The organism is Flavihumibacter fluminis, assembly GCF_021491375.1.
Lineage (GTDB): Bacteria > Bacteroidota > Bacteroidia > Chitinophagales > Chitinophagaceae > Flavihumibacter > Flavihumibacter fluminis.
In genome coordinates, this window is sequence record NZ_JAKEVY010000005.1 from 42,065 (window position 1) to 63,014 (window position 20,950).

Annotated in this window: 13 protein-coding genes; 7 read left to right on the forward strand and 6 right to left on the reverse strand. The window is 45.3% G+C overall.

What is annotated here, in order from left to right; translation table 11 throughout:
- The first annotated feature begins 155 nt into the window (after positions 1-155).
- Positions 156-1,493 carry a vanadium-dependent haloperoxidase gene (locus L0U88_RS17835; protein ID WP_234867775.1) on the forward strand — a complete coding sequence of 446 codons (1,338 nt, stop codon included), beginning with the start codon at positions 156-158 and terminating at the stop codon, positions 1,491-1,493.
- A gap of 54 nt (positions 1,494-1,547) precedes the next feature.
- On the opposite strand, the gene L0U88_RS17840 is transcribed toward L0U88_RS17835, so the two are convergent.
- Positions 1,548-3,035: an aminotransferase-like domain-containing protein gene (locus tag L0U88_RS17840; protein ID WP_234867777.1), complete on the reverse strand. Its 1,488-nt coding sequence runs from the start codon at positions 3,033-3,035 to the stop codon at positions 1,548-1,550.
- Between the two features lie 66 nt (positions 3,036-3,101).
- On the opposite strand from L0U88_RS17840, the gene L0U88_RS17845 reads away from it, so the two are divergent.
- Positions 3,102-3,707: an FMN-binding negative transcriptional regulator gene (locus L0U88_RS17845; RefSeq protein ID WP_234867779.1), complete on the forward strand. Its 606-nt coding sequence runs from the start codon at positions 3,102-3,104 to the stop codon at positions 3,705-3,707.
- On the opposite strand, the gene L0U88_RS17850 is transcribed toward L0U88_RS17845, so the two are convergent.
- Entirely contained in the window at positions 3,704-5,698 is a 1,995-nt protein-coding gene (locus tag L0U88_RS17850; RefSeq protein ID WP_234867780.1) for a tetratricopeptide repeat protein, read from the reverse strand. The genes L0U88_RS17845 and L0U88_RS17850 overlap by 4 nt on opposite strands.
- A 200-nt stretch (positions 5,699-5,898) precedes the next feature.
- On the opposite strand from L0U88_RS17850, the gene L0U88_RS17855 reads away from it, so the two are divergent.
- A complete protein-coding gene (locus L0U88_RS17855) occupies positions 5,899-7,176 on the forward strand; it encodes an OmpA family protein (RefSeq protein ID WP_234867782.1) in 1,278 nt (425 codons plus the stop codon).
- A 40-nt stretch (positions 7,177-7,216) separates the two neighbouring features.
- Positions 7,217-8,035, forward strand: coding sequence for a hypothetical protein (locus tag L0U88_RS17860; protein WP_234867783.1), 819 nt, complete (start codon positions 7,217-7,219; stop codon positions 8,033-8,035).
- 338 nt (positions 8,036-8,373) lie between these two features.
- Here the strand turns inward: L0U88_RS17860 and L0U88_RS17865 are convergent, their stop codons facing one another.
- A complete protein-coding gene (locus L0U88_RS17865) occupies positions 8,374-10,539 on the reverse strand; it encodes a T9SS type B sorting domain-containing protein (RefSeq protein ID WP_234867784.1) in 2,166 nt (721 codons plus the stop codon).
- Positions 10,540-10,677: 138 nt separating this feature from the next.
- Between L0U88_RS17865 and ileS the strand changes: the two genes are divergently transcribed.
- Complete coding sequence (gene ileS / locus L0U88_RS17870) at positions 10,678-14,079, forward strand: isoleucine--tRNA ligase (RefSeq protein WP_234867785.1); 3,402 nt, start codon at positions 10,678-10,680, stop codon at positions 14,077-14,079.
- A gap of 40 nt (positions 14,080-14,119) precedes the next feature.
- Complete coding sequence (locus L0U88_RS17875) at positions 14,120-15,250, forward strand: TraR/DksA family transcriptional regulator (RefSeq protein ID WP_234867786.1); 1,131 nt, start codon at positions 14,120-14,122, stop codon at positions 15,248-15,250.
- A gap of 100 nt (positions 15,251-15,350) precedes the next feature.
- Here L0U88_RS17875 and L0U88_RS17880 read toward each other — a convergent pair whose 3' ends face one another.
- The 3 genes from L0U88_RS17880 to L0U88_RS17890 all read right to left on the reverse strand — a co-directional run bounded on the left by L0U88_RS17880 (position 15,351) and on the right by L0U88_RS17890 (position 20,490).
- Entirely contained in the window at positions 15,351-16,457 is a 1,107-nt protein-coding gene (locus L0U88_RS17880; protein WP_234867787.1) for a Gfo/Idh/MocA family protein, read from the reverse strand.
- 75 nt (positions 16,458-16,532) lie between these two features.
- The gene (locus L0U88_RS17885) at positions 16,533-18,644 is read right to left on the reverse strand and encodes a S9 family peptidase (protein ID WP_234867788.1); all 2,112 of its coding nucleotides are present in this window, start codon (positions 18,642-18,644) and stop codon (positions 16,533-16,535) included.
- Positions 18,645-18,669: 25 nt separating this feature from the next.
- Positions 18,670-20,490, reverse strand: a complete 1,821-nt coding sequence (locus L0U88_RS17890; protein WP_234867789.1) for an ABC transporter ATP-binding protein — start codon at positions 20,488-20,490, stop codon at positions 18,670-18,672.
- A gap of 95 nt (positions 20,491-20,585) precedes the next feature.
- Between L0U88_RS17890 and rbfA the strand changes: the two genes are divergently transcribed.
- Complete coding sequence (rbfA, locus tag L0U88_RS17895; RefSeq protein WP_234867790.1) at positions 20,586-20,948, forward strand: 30S ribosome-binding factor RbfA; 363 nt, start codon at positions 20,586-20,588, stop codon at positions 20,946-20,948.
- Positions 20,949-20,950: the final 2 nt, after the last annotated feature.

Genomic DNA, 20,950 nt, shown 5'->3' on the forward strand with positions numbered 1-20,950 from the left:
ATAATTCCAGCTTTAACCTGATTCCTTGTCTATGAACAACATCGTAAGGGCTACCAATGGTTCCATTCGGGTTGGTAGCCTCCAATCAGTTGTCTGTTGACGCTGTCAATTTTGTGTAAAAGCATACAGTAGGTTAGATGAAAATTAACCTTCACATGAAATCATTTTATTTGAGTTGGCTGGTTGTACTACTCTTACCAGTTCCAGCTATTTGTCAATCTGAAAATCCTGTTGCCAGCTGGCCAACTTTCTTTATTAAGTCGAATCAGGCTGCTACACTACCAGCACCACCTGCTGGTAAAACGGAACTGGCTGCCGTGCTTAGCAAACAGGCTGCCATGTCACCAGAATTATTGGCTGATATACAGTATTGGAGTGCCGGTGCCCCTGGTTACAGATGGATTAACTGGATCGAGGATCTGTGGTTATCTTCTGATGCTGGCGAAACCGGTCCTGTTTCGGCAATGGTTATGCAGGTTGCTATTTATGATGCTACCATTGTGGCATGGAAAGAAAAGTACAAATACAATCGTGCCCGTCCGGCAGTATTGGATAAGCGGGTAAAGCGATTTGGTCCTGCATCGGAATCTCCATCCTATCCCTGCGAAAGTTCGGTAGCAGCAGGGGTTGCAGTTACGGTACTGCGAACCTATTACCCTCACCTGGCAGATTCTGCCATGAAACTGGCTGAACGTGTTATGGAGTCGAGAGTGGCAGCGGGACAGGCCTTTCCAAGTGATACAAAAGCAGGATTTGAATTGGGTGTAAACATAGCAAAGCAGGAGCTGGAGTATGTAAAAGATTTTCCACCGGCAGTTAAATGGGATGGCAAAAGACCAGAAGGAAAACATATCTGGCAGGGCACTCCTATGTTTGCCAATGCGGGATTGTCTAAAACAGTGATGCTAAAGTCGGCTAATCAATTTCGTCCGGGTCCGCCTCCTGATTTTGCCAAAGACATGGAGGAACTGAAAGCATTTAAACCCGGATTCGGTTCAACTGCCAATGCCTTTTATTTTGCTACTGAATCCTTCTGGTCTGATATGCTGGAGAAGAAAATTTTTGAGCACAATCTGCATCTGAATCCGCCAAAAGCAGCCTTGATTTATGCCACTGCCGCAATGGGGATGTATGATGGATTTATTTCCTGCTGGGATGCCAAATATACCTATTGGGGTACACGTCCGGATCAGTATGATACCAGCTTTAAACCGGTATTGTTTTTCTCTCCGCCCTTTCCTGGTTACCCATCCGGACATGCAATGGTTGGAAGTGTGATGGCGGAAATCTTATCGCATTTTTTTCCTGCGGATGCTGCCTATTTCCGCAAGCGTGCAATCGATGGAGCAGAGTCCAGGTTTCAGGGTGGAATTCATTTTCGCACGGATAATGAAGTAGGACTGGAGATGGGAAAGAAAGTGGGGGCATGGATTGTGGAGGAGGTGAGGAAGAAGGAGGAAGGGAGGAAAGGAGGAATGGAAGAAAGGAAATAGGAGACGGGGGACAGGAGACGGGATATAGGGAGACCTGTGGGTAACACAGGTCTTTTATTTTTGGAGCAATAAATCATGTAAAATATTGACGCTGCGGGTGAGAGCGGATTTAGTGGAGGAGGCGAAGCCGAGGCGTATGGAGTTGGTGTTGTAGTTTTGGTATTGGTGGATTTTACCATTGGAAATGTAGAGCCCTTTTTTTAGGGCAGCGGCAGATAGTCTTTCAAGGTCAATGCTGGGATCGAAACTGGTGTATATAGTCATTCCGCCTTCGGGAAGAGTGAATTGAATAGTATCTCCTAACTTATCGGAGAGGAGCTCAGCAAACAGGTCCCTTTTTTCTTTGTATACTTTTACTGCTTTACGGATGGATCGTTGTAGCACACCCTGTTGAATGAGTTCAGCCATCGCATTGTCCAGAATATGATCACCCTGCCGGTCTACAAGTATCCGATAGTTGGAAAGTTGCTGAATGATACTTTCGGATGCTGCGAGGTAACCGATTCTGAAGGCTGGAGAAAAATTCTTGCTGAAAGATCCTGCATAGAGGACAACGCCATTTTCATCAGTACTTGCTAATGGTAATAAGGGACGGTGACTGTAATGAAAATCAAAATCATAGTCATCTTCAAAAATCAGGAATCCGTACTCATTGGCCAATTGAATTAATTCCAGTCGCCTGTCGATGCGTAATGGGACCGTGGTAGGGTAATGATGATGTGGGGTAACATATACCATTCTGATTTTTCGCCTGTGACAAAGCTTACGAATTTCATCTACCACAATTCCATGTTCATCAACTGGTACGCCAATATGGTTGGCTTTTGCATGAAGGAAATTTTGTTCGGCCCGGTTCCAGCCGGGAATACCTGATACAATAAAATCACCCGGTTCGATCAGCGTGCTGCAAACAAGATGAATGGCCATCAATGTGCCTCTAGTAGAGAGGATATTTTCCGATGTTGTGTTTAGTCCTCTCGTATGGTTTAGATAGTCAGCAATAATCTTCCGGTAATAAACTGATCCATGTGGATGACTGTATGCTCCGAACCGGGTATAGAGTCCGGACCTGGTAAGCTGACTCCGATAAGCCCGATAAAAATCCTTCAGCGGCGCAAAAGTCGGATCCGGGTAACCGTCATCCAAATACAATTTGGTTGTTATAACCTGGTAATTGTTAGCAGATAGTTTATTGGCCCTTAGTTCAACCGGAGATGTACCTGCTGCTTTTTTTCGCGGCAATGAATGATTAGCTGGTAGAATTTGAATCGGAATATGTTTGGAGATATAAGTGCCCCGACCAACAAAAGATTCGAGCCATCCCTGTTGCTGCAATTCTACGATCGCTTTGGTAACGGTAACCCTGTTTATATTCAATATCTCTGCCAGTTCCCTGGTGGATGGAATTTTTTGTTCCGCTTGAAGTTTCCCTCTCCTGATGAGGTTCATAATGCCATCCGCCAGTTGCAAATAAATTGCTTTACCAGCAGCTGAATCAAGTGGAATATTTGAAAACCAGACTATTTTTAATGGACTACTCATTATCTGCTAAATGGACTACTAATATAATCCATTAAGATTGGAACTTGCAGCCCTAATCTCAGCGATATGTATACACCTGCTGCTTTCCGGTTTGAGCATGCTACCGACATGATAAGTTTTATGAAGCAATACAGCTTTGCAACGATCATTACGGTGAAAGAGGGGCTGCCTATTGCCACCCATTTGCCTTTCCAGGTGGTTGAACAGGAGGGTAAACTGTTGCTGAGATCGCATTTTGCTGCTGCCAATGAACAGGCTACAGCAATCACTTCAGCCCCTTCTCTGATAATTTTTTCAGAACCTCATGCGTATATCTCTCCGGCCGAATATGATAAACGCGAGTCGGTGCCTACCTGGAATTATATGGCTGTTCATGCATATGGAACTGCTACCCTTATCAGGGAGGAAAAACAGGTTCTATCCCTGCTGGAAGAAATGATTCGGGAAGTTGAACCCTCCTACCTGGAACAGTGGAACGGACTTTCTGATAAATACCGTAACGGAATGATGAAGGGCATAGTAGCTTTTGAAATACTCGTTACAGATTTACAGGGCAAGAAAAAGTTGAGCCAGAATAAAACAGCAACAGAGCGCGATCGGATAATAACCAGGCTGGAATCCGAAGGTGATGCAGCAGCTAAACAACTGGCTCAACATATGCGAATGGGTTAGTCGAATAAGGCGGCTACAACACCCTTCCTGCTTACTTTATAATCATCGGATCCTGTAAGTAAACTTTTATTGTTGACTGATTCAATGCCTCCATAGTTGGCGCCAACTTTAATACCTCCTATTGGTAGCGGATTGAAGTTGAGTCCGAGTTTATAGGTATTGCGAATTCCGAAATCACTGAATTCTTTATTGTTATCAAAACTGATATAAAACTGCGACTTAGCTTCGATCTTCAGGATTTTGGCGAGTTTGTCTTTAATCCCAACACCGATTAGTAAGGTTGATTTGCCGGTTCTAAACTCATGTTCAAATCCTCCCATCACCGCAGCACCGGCTTCGATTGCATATTTATTGCAATCAGCTTTGATGGAAGCACCACCCAGGTCTACTTCAAGATTTAGCCAGGACGGACAATTCATTTTCCATTCGCGGTCGGCTTGTACCAGGCTATCAAGATCAGTTGGTTTGTAGTCCGGAACACAATCGACCAGTAAATTCGTTATTTCACCTCCCGTGTACATAAGCATCGCCAGGTTCAGAAAACTAAAATACCCGGAAACGGCATTGTAGACCATCGCCTGGTTAGCAGGAGAGGGATCCAGTTGTACGATGGTAACCAGTTGGTTGATATAAGATTTCCATCGCTGCACGCCCAGGTCAAAAATTGGTTTTACCTGGCTGCCCAATTCTCCCATCAGTTTGTCGGCCAATGGTCTTTTTTGATTTTCACAACAGGCTATGGCAAATTCCTGCTGTACTTTGATACTGCTACCGGCAGGGGCTTCCGGACATTCAACTCTTGTAATTGCATGGCTATTCCTGCTGATGATTTCCGTCACTAATGCGGTTTCACTTTCTCCATACGGAATCAGGTATTCCGGTGTAAATTCATTGCCCAGTTCTTCCAGCATGGCTTCTACCAGGTCGGCATATAAGCCCGGATACGCATCTGCATCCAGGCTGGCAGCTAAATTAACCTGCTGGGCATTGTTCATCCAGAATAACATTTCTGCCTGGATGCTGGCTGCATAGGTCTGCAGTTCGTTTTTTCTTGCCGCCAGTTCTTTGGTGGTGGAAGGGAAAGCTGGTAAGGAAAACTTGCCAAGCGTGATTTCTTCAAAATAATCTTTTTCACCAGCGCCTTTGTATCTGTTCCGATTGCGTGCAATCGCTCCCACATTGAATTTCTTTCCCATTTTGTAAGCCATGGCCAAGGTTGATCTTCTTAAGGATACACTTAATTCCTTTTCAAAGTATTGCATCGCTTTATCGTACTCCTTTTTGTAGTAATGAATCATTCCCATGCTATGATTGGCTTCTGGATTCAACTCGTCGATTGCCAGGCATTGGTTAAAGTAATTCATGGCAATTTGCATATCACCGAGTCCCATATAGGCCTGCCCGATATTATTTAAGAGTGTACTACTGTTAGGGACTTTTTCCAATGCATACATTAATAGCGGAATCGCTTTCTGTTCTACTCCGCACATGGTTAACATGGAAGAAAGATTGTTCAAACTATTAATTTCATCCGGATCCCTTTTAGTGATTTCCATTAATAACAGCAATCCTTCTTCGGGTTTGTCCTGGTAAAAGGATGCAATCGCTTTATCATCGATTTGCTCAACAGTAAGAGATTCCACCTGCTGGTTAATTGCTTCAATTTTAGGAGCAGGAATACCCTTTTTTATTTGCTGTATGGATTGTTGCAGACTGGTGGTAATCTCCTGCCTGTTGGGTGGACGGGAAGGAATGAGGGATAATCTTTTTATGTCTTTCACGGGTGGTTTTAATTCCATTTCGGGGAAAGCAGCTGGAGCCAATTGAGAAGCCTGGCTAATCAGTTTTTGCTTGTAGGCTTCCCTTTCTTCGGGACTCATTTTCAGCAATTGGTTTACATCAACAGTGGTTGGAACTGGGGTGGATTTATTTGTTTGTCCGTTGCTGCAAATAGAAATCAAGAGCACCAGGAGCAGGCCTGATAATTTCATGTAATAAGGTTTAGGGAACAAATATCATTACAGCGTCTGTGCAGAAAAATCCAGACTTACATGAACCGTCAATTGTTCTGTATGAAATGAAAAGTAAAAATGGTATTCCGTTTCATGTACTGAAAACCACAGTTCATGACTATTCTACTTGCTTCAGCGATGCTATCAAAGCAAATTTGTCCTTCCAAATTGAAAGTAAAATGAAGCGGATCGCAATACTCTCTATATGTTTTGGAATAACGCTTGTCGGCTATTCGCAAACCAGGATACTGAATAAAGTAAAATCAAAAACAACAGCAAAGGTCAACCAGCGTGTTGATCGTCATATTGATAACGCTATCGATAAAACGATCGATGAAATTGAATCAGGTGGTAAGGATGCTGTACAACCTGCAGATACCACCAAAGAAAAAAAGTCAGAAGCAAACAATGGATTAAAAACACAGTCCAGGTTTGATTTTATTCCTGGTGAGCAATTGGTATATTTCAATGATTTCAGTTCTGATCCGGTTGGAGAATTACCGATCAACTGGAATACCAATGGTACTGCAGAAGTTGTGACCATAAAAGGGTTTCAAGGCAAATGGGTACAGCTTTTTCAGAATGCTACTTATCTGACAGATAATACGGATTCCCTATCGGAGAATTTTACTGTTGAGTTTGATTTGATCATGAAGCAGACCAACCCCAAAGCGCCCTTTCCGGTATTTGCGTTTGGCGTACTGGCTTCCGGAAACTATTCGGGTACGGCGAATGAACTCTTAAAGGGATATACTGAAACATTTGCTACTGAATTGAATATCCAGCCACTTGGAAATAATGATTCACAATTGCATTTATATACGTTTCAGAATCAATCAAAATACCTGAATACTGATTTGAAGCGATATGGAAAATTACAGGAATATTTCAACCGGGTATTGCATGTATCGATGCAGGTGCAGAAAGAGCGGTTGCGAATCTGGCTGGATGGCACCAAGCTCTATGATCTGCCAAAAGCGATAGCACCCAATACAAGCATCAATCAATTCTATTTAGTAGTAAGGCGATATGGTGGTGAAGAAGCTGAAGTAGGGTATGCCGTTGGTAATATCAGGATGGCAAAAGGGCTGCCTGATACCCGTCATAAACTGCTCAATGAAGGTAGGTTTTCTACTACCGGAATTTTATTCGAAAAGGGATCCGCACGTATTGAAGAACAAAGCAATGGTGTACTGAAACAGCTTGCTGAGGTACTAAAAGCAGAAGCTGTTCGAATCAAAATTGTTGGTCATACAGATAGTGACGGCAATGATGCCAGTAATCTGGAGTTGTCAGGAAAAAGAGCAACCGCCGTAAAAGCATACCTGGTGGAAAATTTTGGAATTGAAGCATCGCGGATCGAGACTGATGGAAAAGGAGAAACTGATCCGGTTGGCGATAATCAAACCAAAGCAGGTCGCGCTCAAAACAGACGGGTTGAATTCATCCGGCTTTAATCCCAGCATTAACTATAATAACAATAAACCTTTCCTAATCATGAAAAAAGTAAATCTATTAATCGCCGCATGCATGGTGGTTCTTTTATCCGGCTTATTTGCCTTTCAACCTGCCAGCCATTTTACAGATGATTTTTTAAAGCAACTGGGTATCAGCAAAACGGATGCGGATCAAAAAATTGCAGGCAGTTTTCTCTGGGGTTCCCTTGATCAGCAAGGCGTTCGCAATGCCCGCAATATTGCAGTTGGTAATCGTGCGGCTGTTGCCAGCAGCCTGCTGACATATGTAAAGAAATATGTTGCGAGTCCGGATTTTATTAAAGAGTACAACGAAATGAGGGAGAAAGAAAAGCCCGAACTTTTTGTGCCTCAAACTCCCGAGGATATGCAAAAAGAAATGATAGCAAATGGAAAAAAAGGAGTTGCCGACATGGAAGCCAGTTTAAAAAAGGCTGACCCTTCCATGAAACCTATGTTTGAAAAAATGCTGGCGGATTTAAAAAAGCAACAGGTGGCTAATGAGGATCCGAATAATAAACAAATTGCGGCCTATAAAAAGAATTATCCGCAATTTCAAAAGGATGCAGAGACTGGGAATCAGCGATTGTTGAAGGAATGGGAAGCCAAATATCCCGTGAATCATATGTTGTTTGTAAAAACCCGGTTGCAGCAATTTCTGGATGAAACAAAAGACATCGATTTTAATGCGGAACTCATTGAAAAGAATGGTGTAAAATATTTCGTGAATAAGAATTATGAGAGTAAGGGGAAACGCTGGAAAATGGCTTTTCGTGCAGGTAAACCGGTGATTGAAACAGCAAGAAAATTTACAGAACAGTGGATGAATGAAATTAAGTGAGGTATAAAAATGAGGAAGGGGGCTAGACAACCCCCTATTTTAACCCCTAAACCCTAAACCGTAGAAAGATTACCAGTTCAAGCTGGTATATTTTTAAGATGTACTTGACATCTGTTTGTTTTGATTTTCGCTTAAATAGTGACCAGAAATTGTGCCAAAGCTGGAAAATGTGGAAAAATCCGGGGTGCTTACCGGCTGTAAATGAGATTTTTAACAGAAAAAAGAGCTGAAATTCTCGTTTACACTTGCCCGTTGGGGACTTTACTTTCCTTAATTCGTAATTCTACCACTATGAACCTGGGGCTCTGTCGCTAGTAAATTTTACAGGCGTTTGCGGGTTATCGGACGAGGAGGAGTTGTCCCTTTTTTCGTATTTGTACGCTGGTTCGGTCTCTTGCTTCCAGCACCCAGATATAAATTCCGGAAGACTGAATTTGTCCTTTTAGTTTGCCATCCCATGCCTGTTCCGGAATGCCGGATTCAAATACCAATTGCCCCAGCCGATTGTATATCCGGAGTTTATAAATTTCAAAGGAACCATCTGTGATGGGTTTCCAGGTATCGTTGCGGCCATCGCCATCGGGACTAAATGCAGTTGGGAAAAACAGTCCGGCTGCTTTACGAATCCGAACCTTGATTGTTGAGGTTTCACTCCAGCAATTACCTTTCTTGATTCTGATATAATAGGTTTTGTCAGAACTACCGGCGTTTATGGTAAAGACACCGGTTGAGGAACTATCAATAGCGGATGTGGATCCTGAAGCCTGATCAAACAGAAAATATTCCAATCCCGGTGCTGCTTCAATAACGATTTCAACCTCCGCATTTGCGTCGGTCCATAATTCTTTTGATTGTGCAGGGGCAAATTCAATGCTTACTGGAGGTACCTGTATCGGACCCAATGTGGTTTCGCATGCTCCGGCAGTTTGCCTGTTGACCAGAAAATAATCGCCTGCTGGTAACCCGGAAATCTTTTTATCCGTACCCAGGGATTCACCGGTTGAGGAAGTCCATTTCAACTGAGTGCCAGGATCAAGGTTGGGCAGGCTAAGTTCAAGGGAACCTGAGTTGGCTTCACAGGTATCAGCAGTGATTCTGATATCATTCAGCCGGATAAGATTGGATTGATTGGCCATCGGTTGCAGTGATCCGGTCTGGCCATTTTTTGTAACAGTAAGAAAGTAAGCGCCCGCCAGGAAATTATGTGAGATGGTCCAGTTGCCTTCAGCATCTGCAGTAGCAGCATTGATATAGGTTTTAAGCGGGCAGGGATCCGAGCAATTGGTTCCATATAGCTGCACTACTGCTCCCGGGTCTGTTTTCCCTTTCAGAATATTTTCAAAATAATAGGTGATGGTATTAGTCCCCTGCGTTGCTGTTTCCGAAGGGTGAATCTCTCCTAATAACTGGTTCTGCCATACGATCATTTTTCCTGTACCATATTGCCAGATGGAACCACGAATGCGGTTGGTACCCTCTCCATCAGATGTTCCAATAGTGACATCCTTACAATCTGTAACGGTGATGGCGAACCGCAATTCTGCACAGGCTTGTGAACTGCTGGAAGCAAATAAGTTGGCCCGCATAAAAACGGGATGCTCTATGAATTTTAATTCGATCGCCCTGTCAACCGAGTAGAGAAAATTATTTTCAATCAATGTTTTCCCATTGCTGCCGATACTACCTTCCAGTCGTAATAAAAAAGTACCATCGGGAATCGGTTGTCCATCTATGTTATTTGCCTGGTTATTGATGAAATTTATAAAATCGCCATCGGTATTGGTTGCTTCCGTAACCTGTAATACCGTATTGACAAAAAGATTTTTCTCCATCCTCAAGCGTTTTGCGTTCGCGAGGTAGATACCATTGTAATCAGCTTTGGAAAGCGCTGTATTCAATCCTACTATATTACCAACAACACGAACATCTCTCACAAAACCGGCTTCTACACCATTACGGGTTTCATTCACCAGGGCAACCATCGCGCCCGAAAATAGATTGCCTTTTTCTTCTTCACCAATTTGGATGCGGCTTGCATTTCTAAGCTGAATACCTGCTACTGCCAGTTCAAATTGAAAAGGTCCCAGGAGGTTTTGAAAAGCGATACCTTTTATAGCAATATCAGTAGCCTCGAGTATGCGGAAAAAATGAAAGCGTTGAAAACTAAGCGGGCCTGTGAAATTCAGAATAACGCCAGCATTGATGCGGGGTACACGCGGCCCGGTTGAACTGCTTCCATCAATAAGCAGATTGGAAGGAAGTGGCGGCAGTTCTGCGCTCAGTTGAATGGTTGGCAGGGAAGAACCGGAACCAGTAAGCGCAAAGAGGATCGTATCTGTTTCTGTGGTGCCATTTGCGGTGGCGGCAAGTATTGCGTTTCTAAGACTACCCGGACCATCATTCGCGGTGCTGGTTACCAAAAAGCTTGCTGCCCGGAGGGTAGATCCGGAAAGCAGAAACCCGAAAAGGAATCCCAGGAAACAGGCAAAGCAGTTTTTGGTCAAGTGGATGGCTTCACCTAAAATTACAAATACCTGGGCTAGAGGTTTAAGCTGCCATCGGGTTGCGGTCAAATTTCAGTAACTTCGCGTCTATTTCGATCTTTTAGTTTTTATAAGCACTTAAGAATCAGCTAGTTATTTATGGCAGCTAAGTATCGTGAGTTTCAACAGTTGAATTTACCATCCATCGAGACAACCATTCTCGAGAAATGGGCAAAGCACCAGGCATTTGAAAAAAGTATTGAAGTGCGGGAAGGGGCTCCTTCTTTCGTGTTTTATGAAGGTCCGCCCAGCGCGAACGGTATGCCAGGAATTCACCACGTGATCTCGCGGACACTGAAGGACCTGGTTTGTCGCTATAAAACCATGCAGGGATTCCAGGTGAAAAGAAAAGGCGGCTGGGACACCCATGGATTGCCGATTGAACTGGGAGTAGAGAAGGAATTGGGTATAACCAAAGAAGATATTGGCAAGAGCATCAGCATTGAAGAATACAATCAGAAATGCCGGGAAGCGGTATTGCGGTTTAAGGATAAATGGGATGAGCTGACCAATAAAATGGGTTACTGGGTGGATCTGAAAAATCCCTATGTAACCTTTGAAAATGAATACATCGAAACGCTCTGGTGGTTGTTAAAGCGCCTGCATGAAAAGGGATTGCTTTACAAAAGTGTCAGCATCCAGCCCTATTCTCCGGCAGCAGGAACCGGACTGAGTTCGCATGAACTGAACCAACCCGGCACCTATAAAGATGTGAAGGATACATCGGCCGTTGCGATGTTCAAAGCAGTAAAGGATGAAAAGTCGCAGTTTCTTTTTGACGCTGTTGAGTCTTCCATTCGTCTCACATCTGACGTCTCACATCTCACGTCTGACATTTTCTTCCTCGCCTGGACCACTACTCCCTGGACCCTGCCAAGCAACCTGGGTTTGACCGTAGGACCGAATATTGATTATGTACTGGTGCAGACCTTCAACCCGTATACTCATCTGCCGGTGAATGTAATCCTGGCCAAATCCTTGCTGGGCAAGTATTTCAAGCCGGAAGGCGAAAATGGTGATTTTGAAAATTATTCGGCAGAGACTAAGTTATTACCCTGGAAAATAATTGCTGAGTTCAAAGGATCTTCGATTGAGGGTGCCCGTTATGAACAATTGTTGCCGTATGACGCGAACAGTCCGGCTGTTGCAGGAGGTGATCCCTTCAGAGTGCTCTGTGATACTTTTGTAACCACCGAAGATGGTACCGGTATCGTGCATACAGCTCCTGCTTTTGGTGCGGATGACTATAAGGTTGGAAAGAAATATGGAATTGGCTTCCTGGCCATGGTGGATAGGGAGGGAAAATTTGTAGACGGACTGGGAGAATTCAGTGGTCGCTTTGTAAAGAATTACAAAGATGATCCGAATTATGTGGATGTGAATGTTGACATCAGTGTAAAACTGAAGAAAGAAAACCGTGCGTTTAAAGTTGAGAAATATGAACACAGTTATCCGCATTGCTGGAGAACAGATAAGCCGGTATTGTATTACCCGCTGGATGCCTGGTTCATTCGTACTACTGCAGTGAAAGACCGGATGGTGGAACTGAATAAATCCATCAACTGGAAACCCAAGGCAACCGGTGAAGGCAGATTTGGCAACTGGCTGGAGAATATGGTGGACTGGAATCTGAGTCGCTCCCGTTATTGGGGTACTCCTCTTCCCATCTGGAGAACAGCTGATGGAAAAGAAGAAAAATGTATTGGATCCATTGCTGAGTTAAATGCGGAAATCCGCAAGGCAAACGAAGTGCTGGGTGGAGATATCAATAAAACTTATTTGCACGATGGCATTCTGGATCTGCATAAACCCTATGTGGATGAAGTGGTGCTGGTAAGTGAAAGCGGTCAGCCCATGCATCGGGAGCCGGATCTGATTGATGTGTGGTTTGACAGTGGTGCGATGCCTTATGCACAGTGGGGACTGGACCAGGAGAAGCTGAAAGCAGGAGCAGAGCAGCCCTTCAATGCACCCTTTGAGCAGAATTATCCGGCTGATTTCATTGCAGAAGGCGTGGACCAGACCCGTGGCTGGTTTTATACCTTACATGCGCTGGGCGTATTGCTGTATGATAGCGTTGCCTACAAAACGGTAGTGTCGAATGGATTGGTGCTGGACAAGAATGGCAATAAGATGAGTAAGCGCCTGGGCAATGTGGTGGATCCTTTCAAGACCATTGAAACCTTTGGCGCGGATGCTACCAGGTGGTACCTGATCACCAATGCATCTCCCTGGGATAGTTTGAAATTTGACCTGGAGGGCATCCGCGAAGTGCAGCGGAAGTTCTTTGGCACCTTATATAATACCTACCAGTTTTTTGTGCTTTATGCAAATGTGGACGGATTTGCTTTTAAAGAGGCAGCCATCCCGCTGGAAGAGCGGCCGGAAATTGACCGCTGGATCCTGTCCTCATTGAATACACTGGTGAAGGAAGTGACTGCGGCATTTGATGATTATGAACCCACCCAGGCAGGCCGACTCATTGAAGATTTTGTGGATGAGCAGTTGAGTAACTGGTATGTACGCTTGTGCAGACGCCGGTTCTGGAAAGGGGATTATAGCCAGGATAAGATTGCGGCTTACCAGACCTTATATGAATGCCTGGAGACCATCGCAAGGCTGATGGCACCGGTATCGCCCTTTTTTGCAGACTGGTTGTTCTGCAACCTGAATGAGGTAACGGGTCGTCTAAAAGGAGAGTCGGTTCATCATGTATTGTATCCAAAGCCGGATGAGAGCCGGATTGACCAAAGCCTGGAAGAACGCATGAAACTGGCCCAGGATGCCTCCTCTCTGGTATTAGGTTTGCGGAAAAAAGTGAATATCAAGGTACGGCAACCCTTGCAGAAAGTGCTGATCCCGGTATTGAACCCGGCGATGAAAGAACAGTTACTGAAAGTGGAAGACCTGATCAAGTCGGAAGTGAATGTGAAAGAACTGCAGTACCTGACCGATGCGGAAGGATTTATTAAAAAGAAGATCAAACCGGATTTTAAGGCGCTGGGCAAGCGGGTAGGGGCAAAAATGAAGGCTGTATCGGCCGCTATTCAGGCCTTTGATCAGGAAGCCATTTCAAAGCTGGAAAAAGAAGGATCATATTCTTTGGAAATTGATAGCGAACCCTTAATATTACAAATCCATGAGGTGGAAATATCCAGTGAGGATATTCCGGGCTGGCTGGTAAGCTCAAAAGGAGCATTAACTGTGGCCCTGGACGTGACAGTAACACCGGAACTGGAGCAGGAAGGCAATGCCCGCGAGCTGGTGAACAGAATCCAGAAGATCCGCAAGGATAATGGATATGAACTCACTGACCGGATTGCTATCAAGCTGGCAGGAATTGGAAGTCTGGCAGATTCGGTTAAGCAATTTGCCAACTACATTAAAACAGAGGTTTTGGCGGATGAGCTCGAATTAGTAGATCAGCTAAACGAGGGCATTCCTGTGGAGGTGAATGAACAGGAGGTCAAAGTTTGGGTGAATAAACTAAGCAGATCCTGACATATAAATAGGACATTGATCACCGGAAAAAGGAATATTTATGGCAACCAACAAAAAAGCACCGGCTGCTAAAGCAGCTGGATCAGCGAAAAAAGTTGCACCGGCAAAATCGGCGGCAGGCAGTAAAGCGGCTTCCAAGGCTGCCCCTGCGAAGAAAGCAGCAGCTAAACCGGCTCCCGCAAAAAAAGCAGCTCCTGCTGCGAAGGCTCCTGCGAAACCAGCGGCCAAACCAGCAGCGAAAGCACCTGCAAAGGCAGCTCCAAAAGCAGCTCCTGCGAAAGCGGCCCCTAAAGCAGCTCCGAAACCAGTGGCTGCCAAAGCAGCTCCTGCAAAGGCGCCTGCTAAAGCAGCTCCCGCAAAACCTGCACCCGCCAAAGCACAGGCAGCGAAAGCTGAAGCTCCGGCAAAAGCAGTTGTCGCGAAGAATGCAGAACCACCAGTAAAAGCCGATAAAGCAAAAAAAGTAGAACCTATTAAAAAAACTGAACCTCCCAAACAGGAGAAAGCGCCGGCAGCCCCGGCTAAAAGCCCCGCTTCCAAAGCAGAAGGAAAAGGAAAAAAACCGGCAGTCAAAACAATTCGCCAACCAATTGGGAAGCCATCTGTTATGAAACCGGCATCGGTGAAGGACGATTCAAAGCAATTGACCCCGATCCCTATTAAGAAACCGGCTCCACCACCAGAAAAAAGACCGACCAAGTGGGTGGTGCCAGAAATAAAAACTAAAACCGTGAAGCCGTACAATCCTGATTTCACCAAGAGTGTGTTGGATCAGGAGGCTCCTATTCAAACCGGACCTACTATGCGATACAGTGATGCAGAATTGGCAGAGTTCAGAGAGTTGATTAACAAAAAACTGGACGCCGCAAAAAAAGAACTGGCCTATCTACAGGGATTGATCACCCGTAAAGATGAAATGGGTGGTGATGAAAGTGAAAGCCGTTATATGACCATGGAAGATGGAAGTGTGAGTATGGAGCGTGAGCAACTGGCACAGATGGCCAGCAGACAGATCACCTTTATCGATCACCTCGAAAAAGCGTTGATGCGCATCGAGAACAAAACCTATGGTATTTGCCGGGTTACCGGAAAGCTGATTGATAAAGCGCGCCTGCGTGCAGTGCCACATGCGACTTTGAGTATTGAAGCGAAGAATACGATGAATAAGTGAAACGTGAGACGTGAGACGTCAGACGTCAGAAGTGAAAAAAGAAGTTAGAAGTGGGAGCTACTAAAAAGTGGCTCCCTAATTTTTTGTAGCAGTATAAGGATCAGTACATGATGGGTTCTTTTTTGCCTGTTGCGGCGGCTTTGTAGATGGCATCAATGATGACCAGATCTTTCCAGCCTTCAATTCCGTCGACCGGTACCAATGGTTTTTTATTTTCAAGCAGAATGGCGGCCATTTCATCCATCTGCGTGGTTTGATGCGCCACATGCGGATGATTCAATTCACCCTGGTGTGTTCTTCCTTTGATGGGACCATATCCGGATGCAGGATAGAGTTCCGTGAAGCCTTTTTCACCATTTAGAAAAAATCGATCCAGGTTATTCATATTATAGGTGGATAAACAGGAAGCTACTGCGCCCCCCGGAAAACCCAGCTGGAACTGAATGGTTTCATCTACCCCTTCCTTAAAGAGTGTTGAATTGGTTTTGGTCTCCTGCGCCGTTACCCAAACAGGATCTTCACCCACCATATAACGGGCTCCATTAACCGAATAAATGCCAATATCCATCATCGCTCCACCACCTGCCAGTTCTTTGTTGAGTCGCCATTGACTGGGATTCCCGATCCGGAAACCACTGAGTCCCTGGAAGAAAAGAATCTTTCCAAAATTTCCATTGATACGCTTCTGTATGATATCTACCGTATTGGCTTCAAAATGCATGCGATAACCAACCAGTAATTGTTTCCCGGCTTTTTTACAGGCGTCCACCATTTCTTTTCCCTGCCGGGCATTGAGGGCCATCGGCTTCTCGCAGATCACGTGTTTGCCTACAGCAGCTACCCGCAGCGCCTGCGGATGGTGCAGCGCATTCGGTGTCAGGATATAGACGGCATCTATTTCCGGATTGTTTTTGATGGCATCGAAATTCTCGTAGTTGTAACAGTTTTTGGCGGATACATTGTACTTCTGCTGCCAGGAGGTGAGCTTTTCCGGTGTGCCACTTATGAGTCCTGTGATCCTGGCCTTTTTGCAGGCCTGCATGGCATCAGCAACCCGCGAAGCATAACCTCCCAATCCCATCAGGGCAACTTTTAAAACAGGTCCTTCGTAAGGATTGGCACAGGAAGGAAAAGCCAGCTCCGATAATACCGGCATAGCCAGGAAGGGAGCGGTCAGTTTGCTGATGAATTGGCGGCGGTTTGTCATAAAAATCAAAGAGGTGTAGTATCTAAGTTACTACACCTCTTTGAGAAGTCATTAAGCCCTGCTTAATTCGTACTATTAAAATGCCTTGCGCTCGGTTTTTTTCCAGAAGACTTCCGGAACCGGCTTGTTCAGCAGATGTTTGTAGAAGAAGCTGGCATTCTCGGAAACCAGGTGCTCGCGCTTGGCGCGAACATTGGCACCAATGCCGTGTCGTTCATTCGGGTAAATCATCATTTCGAAGGGTTTGCCCAGGTCCTGCAGTTTGTTGATTAACTGCACGCTGTTCTGCATGTGTACGTTATCATCGGTAGTACCATGCACAATGCGAAGGGTGCCCTTTAAACGATCTGCATAGGTCATCACTGAAGTGACTTTATATCCTTCAGGATTTTCAGCCGGGGTATCCATGAAGCGCTCGGTGTAATGAGTGTCGTACAAACTCCAGTCTGTTACAGATGCATTCGCAATACCATGAGTGAAGTAATCCGAACCATATGTCAAAGCCATAGCAGTCATATAACCACCAAAGCTGCCACCTGTGATACCGATCCGGTCACTTGCTACCCAGGGCTGCTTGCGCAACCAACCTGCTGCACTCATGTAATCTTCGATTTCGTATTTACCCAATTGACGGTGAATAAAGTTCATTCCCTTTTTACCAAAATGCCCACTGCTACGGTTGTCGATCGCAACCTGTATCAGTCCCTCCTGGGCCCACCAGATTTCAGTTGGGTTTGCACGATAGGTATCATACACCGTTCCTGCATTCGGACCGCCATAAATATTAATGATGACAGGGTATTTTTTCGCAGGGTCAAATCCAATCGGATAGGTAATCAATACCGGTAGATCAAACAATCCATCAGCAGACTTTACGCGAACCAATTCCCTTTTCGGTTGTGCATACATGTCAGCACCTTTTCCTTTTGATGTTCCCAGTTCACGAATAACCTTTCCTTTCATGTCTGCTAACACCGTTGTAGGCGGAGTTTGCAGATTGGAATAGGTGGTGATAAAATATTTGTTATCAGGAGAAATGGTCATGCCGCGGAAGGTATAATCGCCAAAAGAATGCCGCTGCATGTTTTTCCCATCCATGCCAACACTGTAGAGGTCTGTGCGGGCGCTGTTTTCCTTGCGTGCATCAAAATAGATGCGTTTTGCCTTTTCATCAATTTTATGAATTGCGCCAACTGTAAAATCTCCGGAAGTCAGTGTCGCCAGCCTTTTGCCACTCATATCGTGCAGGTAAAAATGTTTCCAGCCACTCACATCGCTGCGCAGGATAAATCCTTTACCGGAAGGCAGGAATTCAAAGCGGTCGGTATCATCCAGGTCAATCCAGGTTTTTTGTGCTTCCTCATACACCAGTGATTTGGCTCCTGAATTCAAATCCACATTGTAGACTTTCAGCTGATCCTGTCCACGGTTCATCCAGGAAATCCAAAGTTGTCCGGCTGGGGTCCATACCGGCGTACCAAAATACTGATCCTCTTTTTCATTGAAATCAGCCCAGGTGGTTGCGCCGGTTTCAATATTTACGATACCAATACGCACGTCCGGATTCTTATCACCCGGTTTGGGATACCGGTTGTTTTCCAGGTATCCATGCTGGCCATCTGCCACATAAATTGGGAAAACGGGCATGCCACTTTCATCGAAGCGCATAAAGGCGAGGTGTTTGCCATCTTCGCTCCACCAGAATGCTTTGTAGCGGGAAGCGCGGCCCAGGATCTCTTCAAAATAGATCCAGGACGCATATCCATTCAGTACAGAATCGTTCCCGTCTTTAGTCAGTTGAATTTCTTTTTTGGTAGCAATCTCCTGGATATACAGATTGTTATCCTTTTTGGTGTAGGCAAAATACTTACCGTCGGGAGAACTGGTTTGGTTACGGGCACCCATAACCGCAATCGCAGGTACCGCCGGAGCTGGTTTTTCAGCCTGGGGAGGAGCGTAGGCTTCTGCCACTCCGCTAATTGCATTCACCTTTACTGTTTGGCGAACATTGTTTTCGGTACGGGTTTCCAGGTAATGTTTTCCATCGAGCCATTTGCTAACCATGGGCAGGGGCTGCATCATATTGGTAGGCGCCCCTTTGAATGCCTGCTCATAACTTACGGGTTGCTGCGCCTGGACCAGACTCAATCCCCCCAAAAGGCATAAGCCAAGGAAAAATTGTCTCATGTGTTTGTATTTGTATGATTCAAATTTATTTGACCTCCTGCATATCCACTAACCGCTTGTAAAATCCCTGTTGAGATAAGAGACTTTCGTGGTTGCCTCTTTCCACGATGCGGCCTTTCTGCAAAACGATGATCTCATCAGCATGGCGGATGGTACTGAGGCGGTGGGCGATCACAATACTGGTGCGATGTTGCATCATATTATCAATCGCGTCCTGCACCAGGCGTTCACTTTCTGTATCGAGAGAGCTGGTGGCTTCATCCAGGATGAGGATGGGCGGATTCTTCAGCACTGCCCGGGCAATGGTGAGTCGCTGACGTTCACCACCACTGAGTTTGCTGCCGCGATCCCCAATATTGGTCTCATACCCGGCCTCTTTCTGCATGATAAAACTATGTGCATTCGCCACTTTTGCTGCCTGTTCAATGGAAACCTGGTCGGCCTCCGGCATACCCAGTGAGATATTGGATGCAATGGTATCATTGAACAGGATCGGCTCCTGGGTTACGATACTTAATTGATCGCGTATGGATGACAGTGAGTATTCCTTGATGTTCACGCCATCTATCAGAATCTCTCCTTTGGTTACATCATGAAAACGGGGCACCAGGTCGGCCAATGTGGATTTTCCTGATCCGGAGGAGCCAACCAGTGCAATTGTTTTTCCTTTTTCGATAACGAGATTGATATCCTCCAGGATTGTTGTTTCCTCATATGCAAAGGATACATTACGGAACTCAATGCTATGGTTAAACGAAGAAAGTGTTTTCGGTGCAGTGGCTTCTATCACTTTAACCGGGGCGTTGATTACTTCTTCAATACGTTCAATGGCGGCTGTTCCTCTTTGCACATTATAAAAGGCATTGGAGAAAGCCTTGGATGGATTGATGATCTGTGTAAAGAAAACAATGTAGGTGATGAAACCGGCAGCATCCAGTCCGGCTTTGTTATTCAATACCAATTGTCCCCCAAACCAGAGGATCGCACACAATACCAGCACACCCAGGAACTCCGACATCGGCGATGCCAGATCGCGGCGGAAATTCATGGTATTGCGGATATGATTCAGGTGTTTGTTGATGCTGCCAAATTTACCGGAGATCAGTTTCTCGGCATTAAAGGCTTTGATCACGCGCATGCCACCCAGGGTTTCATCCAGTACACTTAACAACAATCCCTGTTGCACCTGGGCCTGGTTGGATTGCTTTTTCAAGGTGCGACTCACACGGCCGATCACAAAACCCATTACCGGTAATAATACCACGAGAAATAAGGACAGTTGCGGACTCAAAAAGATCAGCGAGCTGATGATCAGGATCAGGGTGAGGGGTTCCTTGACCAGGACTTCCATCGCCCCGATAATACTCCATTCCACTTCATTGACATCGTTGCTCATCCGGCTGATGATATCTCCTTTTCGTTGTTCGGTAAAATAGCCGATGGGCAGGCTGAGGATCTTGGAATAGAGTTCTCCGCGGAGTTTGGTCATCACATGATTACGCATGGGCGTGAGCATGCGAAGTCCGAGGTAGAGAAAGAGGTTCTTGAAAAAGATGGAAACAATTACCGTAATACAGATGGCAGCCAGGGCGGCAACCGGACCGTTCTGATTGATCAGTTCACTGAGCTGGTATTTCAGCTGGTCGAGCACTGAGGAGGCTGTCCATTCAAAAAACGGCTTTTCAATCATCAGTTTTTCCAACCCAAAAAGCAGCTGCAGGAAGGGTGCAAGCATTGCCAGGGAAACCAGGGAGAAAACGATGGAGAGCAGGTTAAACAGAAAATAGAGCGCGATATTGGCCTTTTTTTCTGCGAGGTATTTAAATACGAGCGAAAATTTCTTCATTCTACCAATTAACTAGAAACTGCAAACCTACGTCAATTTAGGGTGGGGCAGCTCCCGAATTCTTTGTTTCTTTGCAGTAACCAAGCAATTACCCCATGCAAAAGGAGACAAAACGACAGAAGCAGGTAGCAGGTGAAATTCAGGGGGTGCTGAACCAGGTGTTTCAGCACCTGGGCCTTACCATGATAGATGGCGGCATGGTATCTATTTCGTCCGTAAAAATGACCCCGGATTTACTGGAGGCACGTATTTATATCAGCCTTTTTAAAGTGGCCGACCCCAAGGCTGCGATGAAAAAACTCGAGGATCGCGCCTGGGAAATTAAAAAAGAACTGGCGGCTGCCATCAAAAACCAGGTTCGCCGGATTCCGGAGCTCCAATTCTATCTGGATGATACTCTGGATTATGTGTTCAAGATGGAAGAAGTGTTTGAAAAAATAAAGAAAGAAGAAAAGTAAAC

What these genes read in the sequence shown, in the direction of transcription:
- rbfA (WP_234867790.1), top strand. Translation starts at nt 20,586, where the DNA reads ATGCAAAAGGAGACAAAACGACAGAAGCAGGTAGCAGGTGAAATTCAG.
- L0U88_RS17860 (WP_234867783.1), top strand. Translation starts at nt 7,217, where the DNA reads ATGAAAAAAGTAAATCTATTAATCGCCGCATGCATGGTGGTTCTTTTA.
- L0U88_RS17850 (WP_234867780.1), bottom strand. Translation starts at nt 5,698, where the DNA reads ATGAAATTATCAGGCCTGCTCCTGGTGCTCTTGATTTCTATTTGCAGC.
- ileS (WP_234867785.1), top strand. Translation starts at nt 10,678, where the DNA reads ATGGCAGCTAAGTATCGTGAGTTTCAACAGTTGAATTTACCATCCATC.
- L0U88_RS17840 (WP_234867777.1), bottom strand. Translation starts at nt 3,035, where the DNA reads ATGAGTAGTCCATTAAAAATAGTCTGGTTTTCAAATATTCCACTTGAT.
- L0U88_RS17880 (WP_234867787.1), bottom strand. Translation starts at nt 16,457, where the DNA reads ATGACAAACCGCCGCCAATTCATCAGCAAACTGACCGCTCCCTTCCTG.
- L0U88_RS17890 (WP_234867789.1), bottom strand. Translation starts at nt 20,490, where the DNA reads ATGAAGAAATTTTCGCTCGTATTTAAATACCTCGCAGAAAAAAAGGCC.
- L0U88_RS17855 (WP_234867782.1), top strand. Translation starts at nt 5,899, where the DNA reads ATGAAGCGGATCGCAATACTCTCTATATGTTTTGGAATAACGCTTGTC.
- L0U88_RS17885 (WP_234867788.1), bottom strand. Translation starts at nt 18,644, where the DNA reads ATGAGACAATTTTTCCTTGGCTTATGCCTTTTGGGGGGATTGAGTCTG.
- L0U88_RS17835 (WP_234867775.1), top strand. Translation starts at nt 156, where the DNA reads ATGAAATCATTTTATTTGAGTTGGCTGGTTGTACTACTCTTACCAGTT.
- L0U88_RS17875 (WP_234867786.1), top strand. Translation starts at nt 14,120, where the DNA reads ATGGCAACCAACAAAAAAGCACCGGCTGCTAAAGCAGCTGGATCAGCG.
- L0U88_RS17845 (WP_234867779.1), top strand. Translation starts at nt 3,102, where the DNA reads ATGTATACACCTGCTGCTTTCCGGTTTGAGCATGCTACCGACATGATA.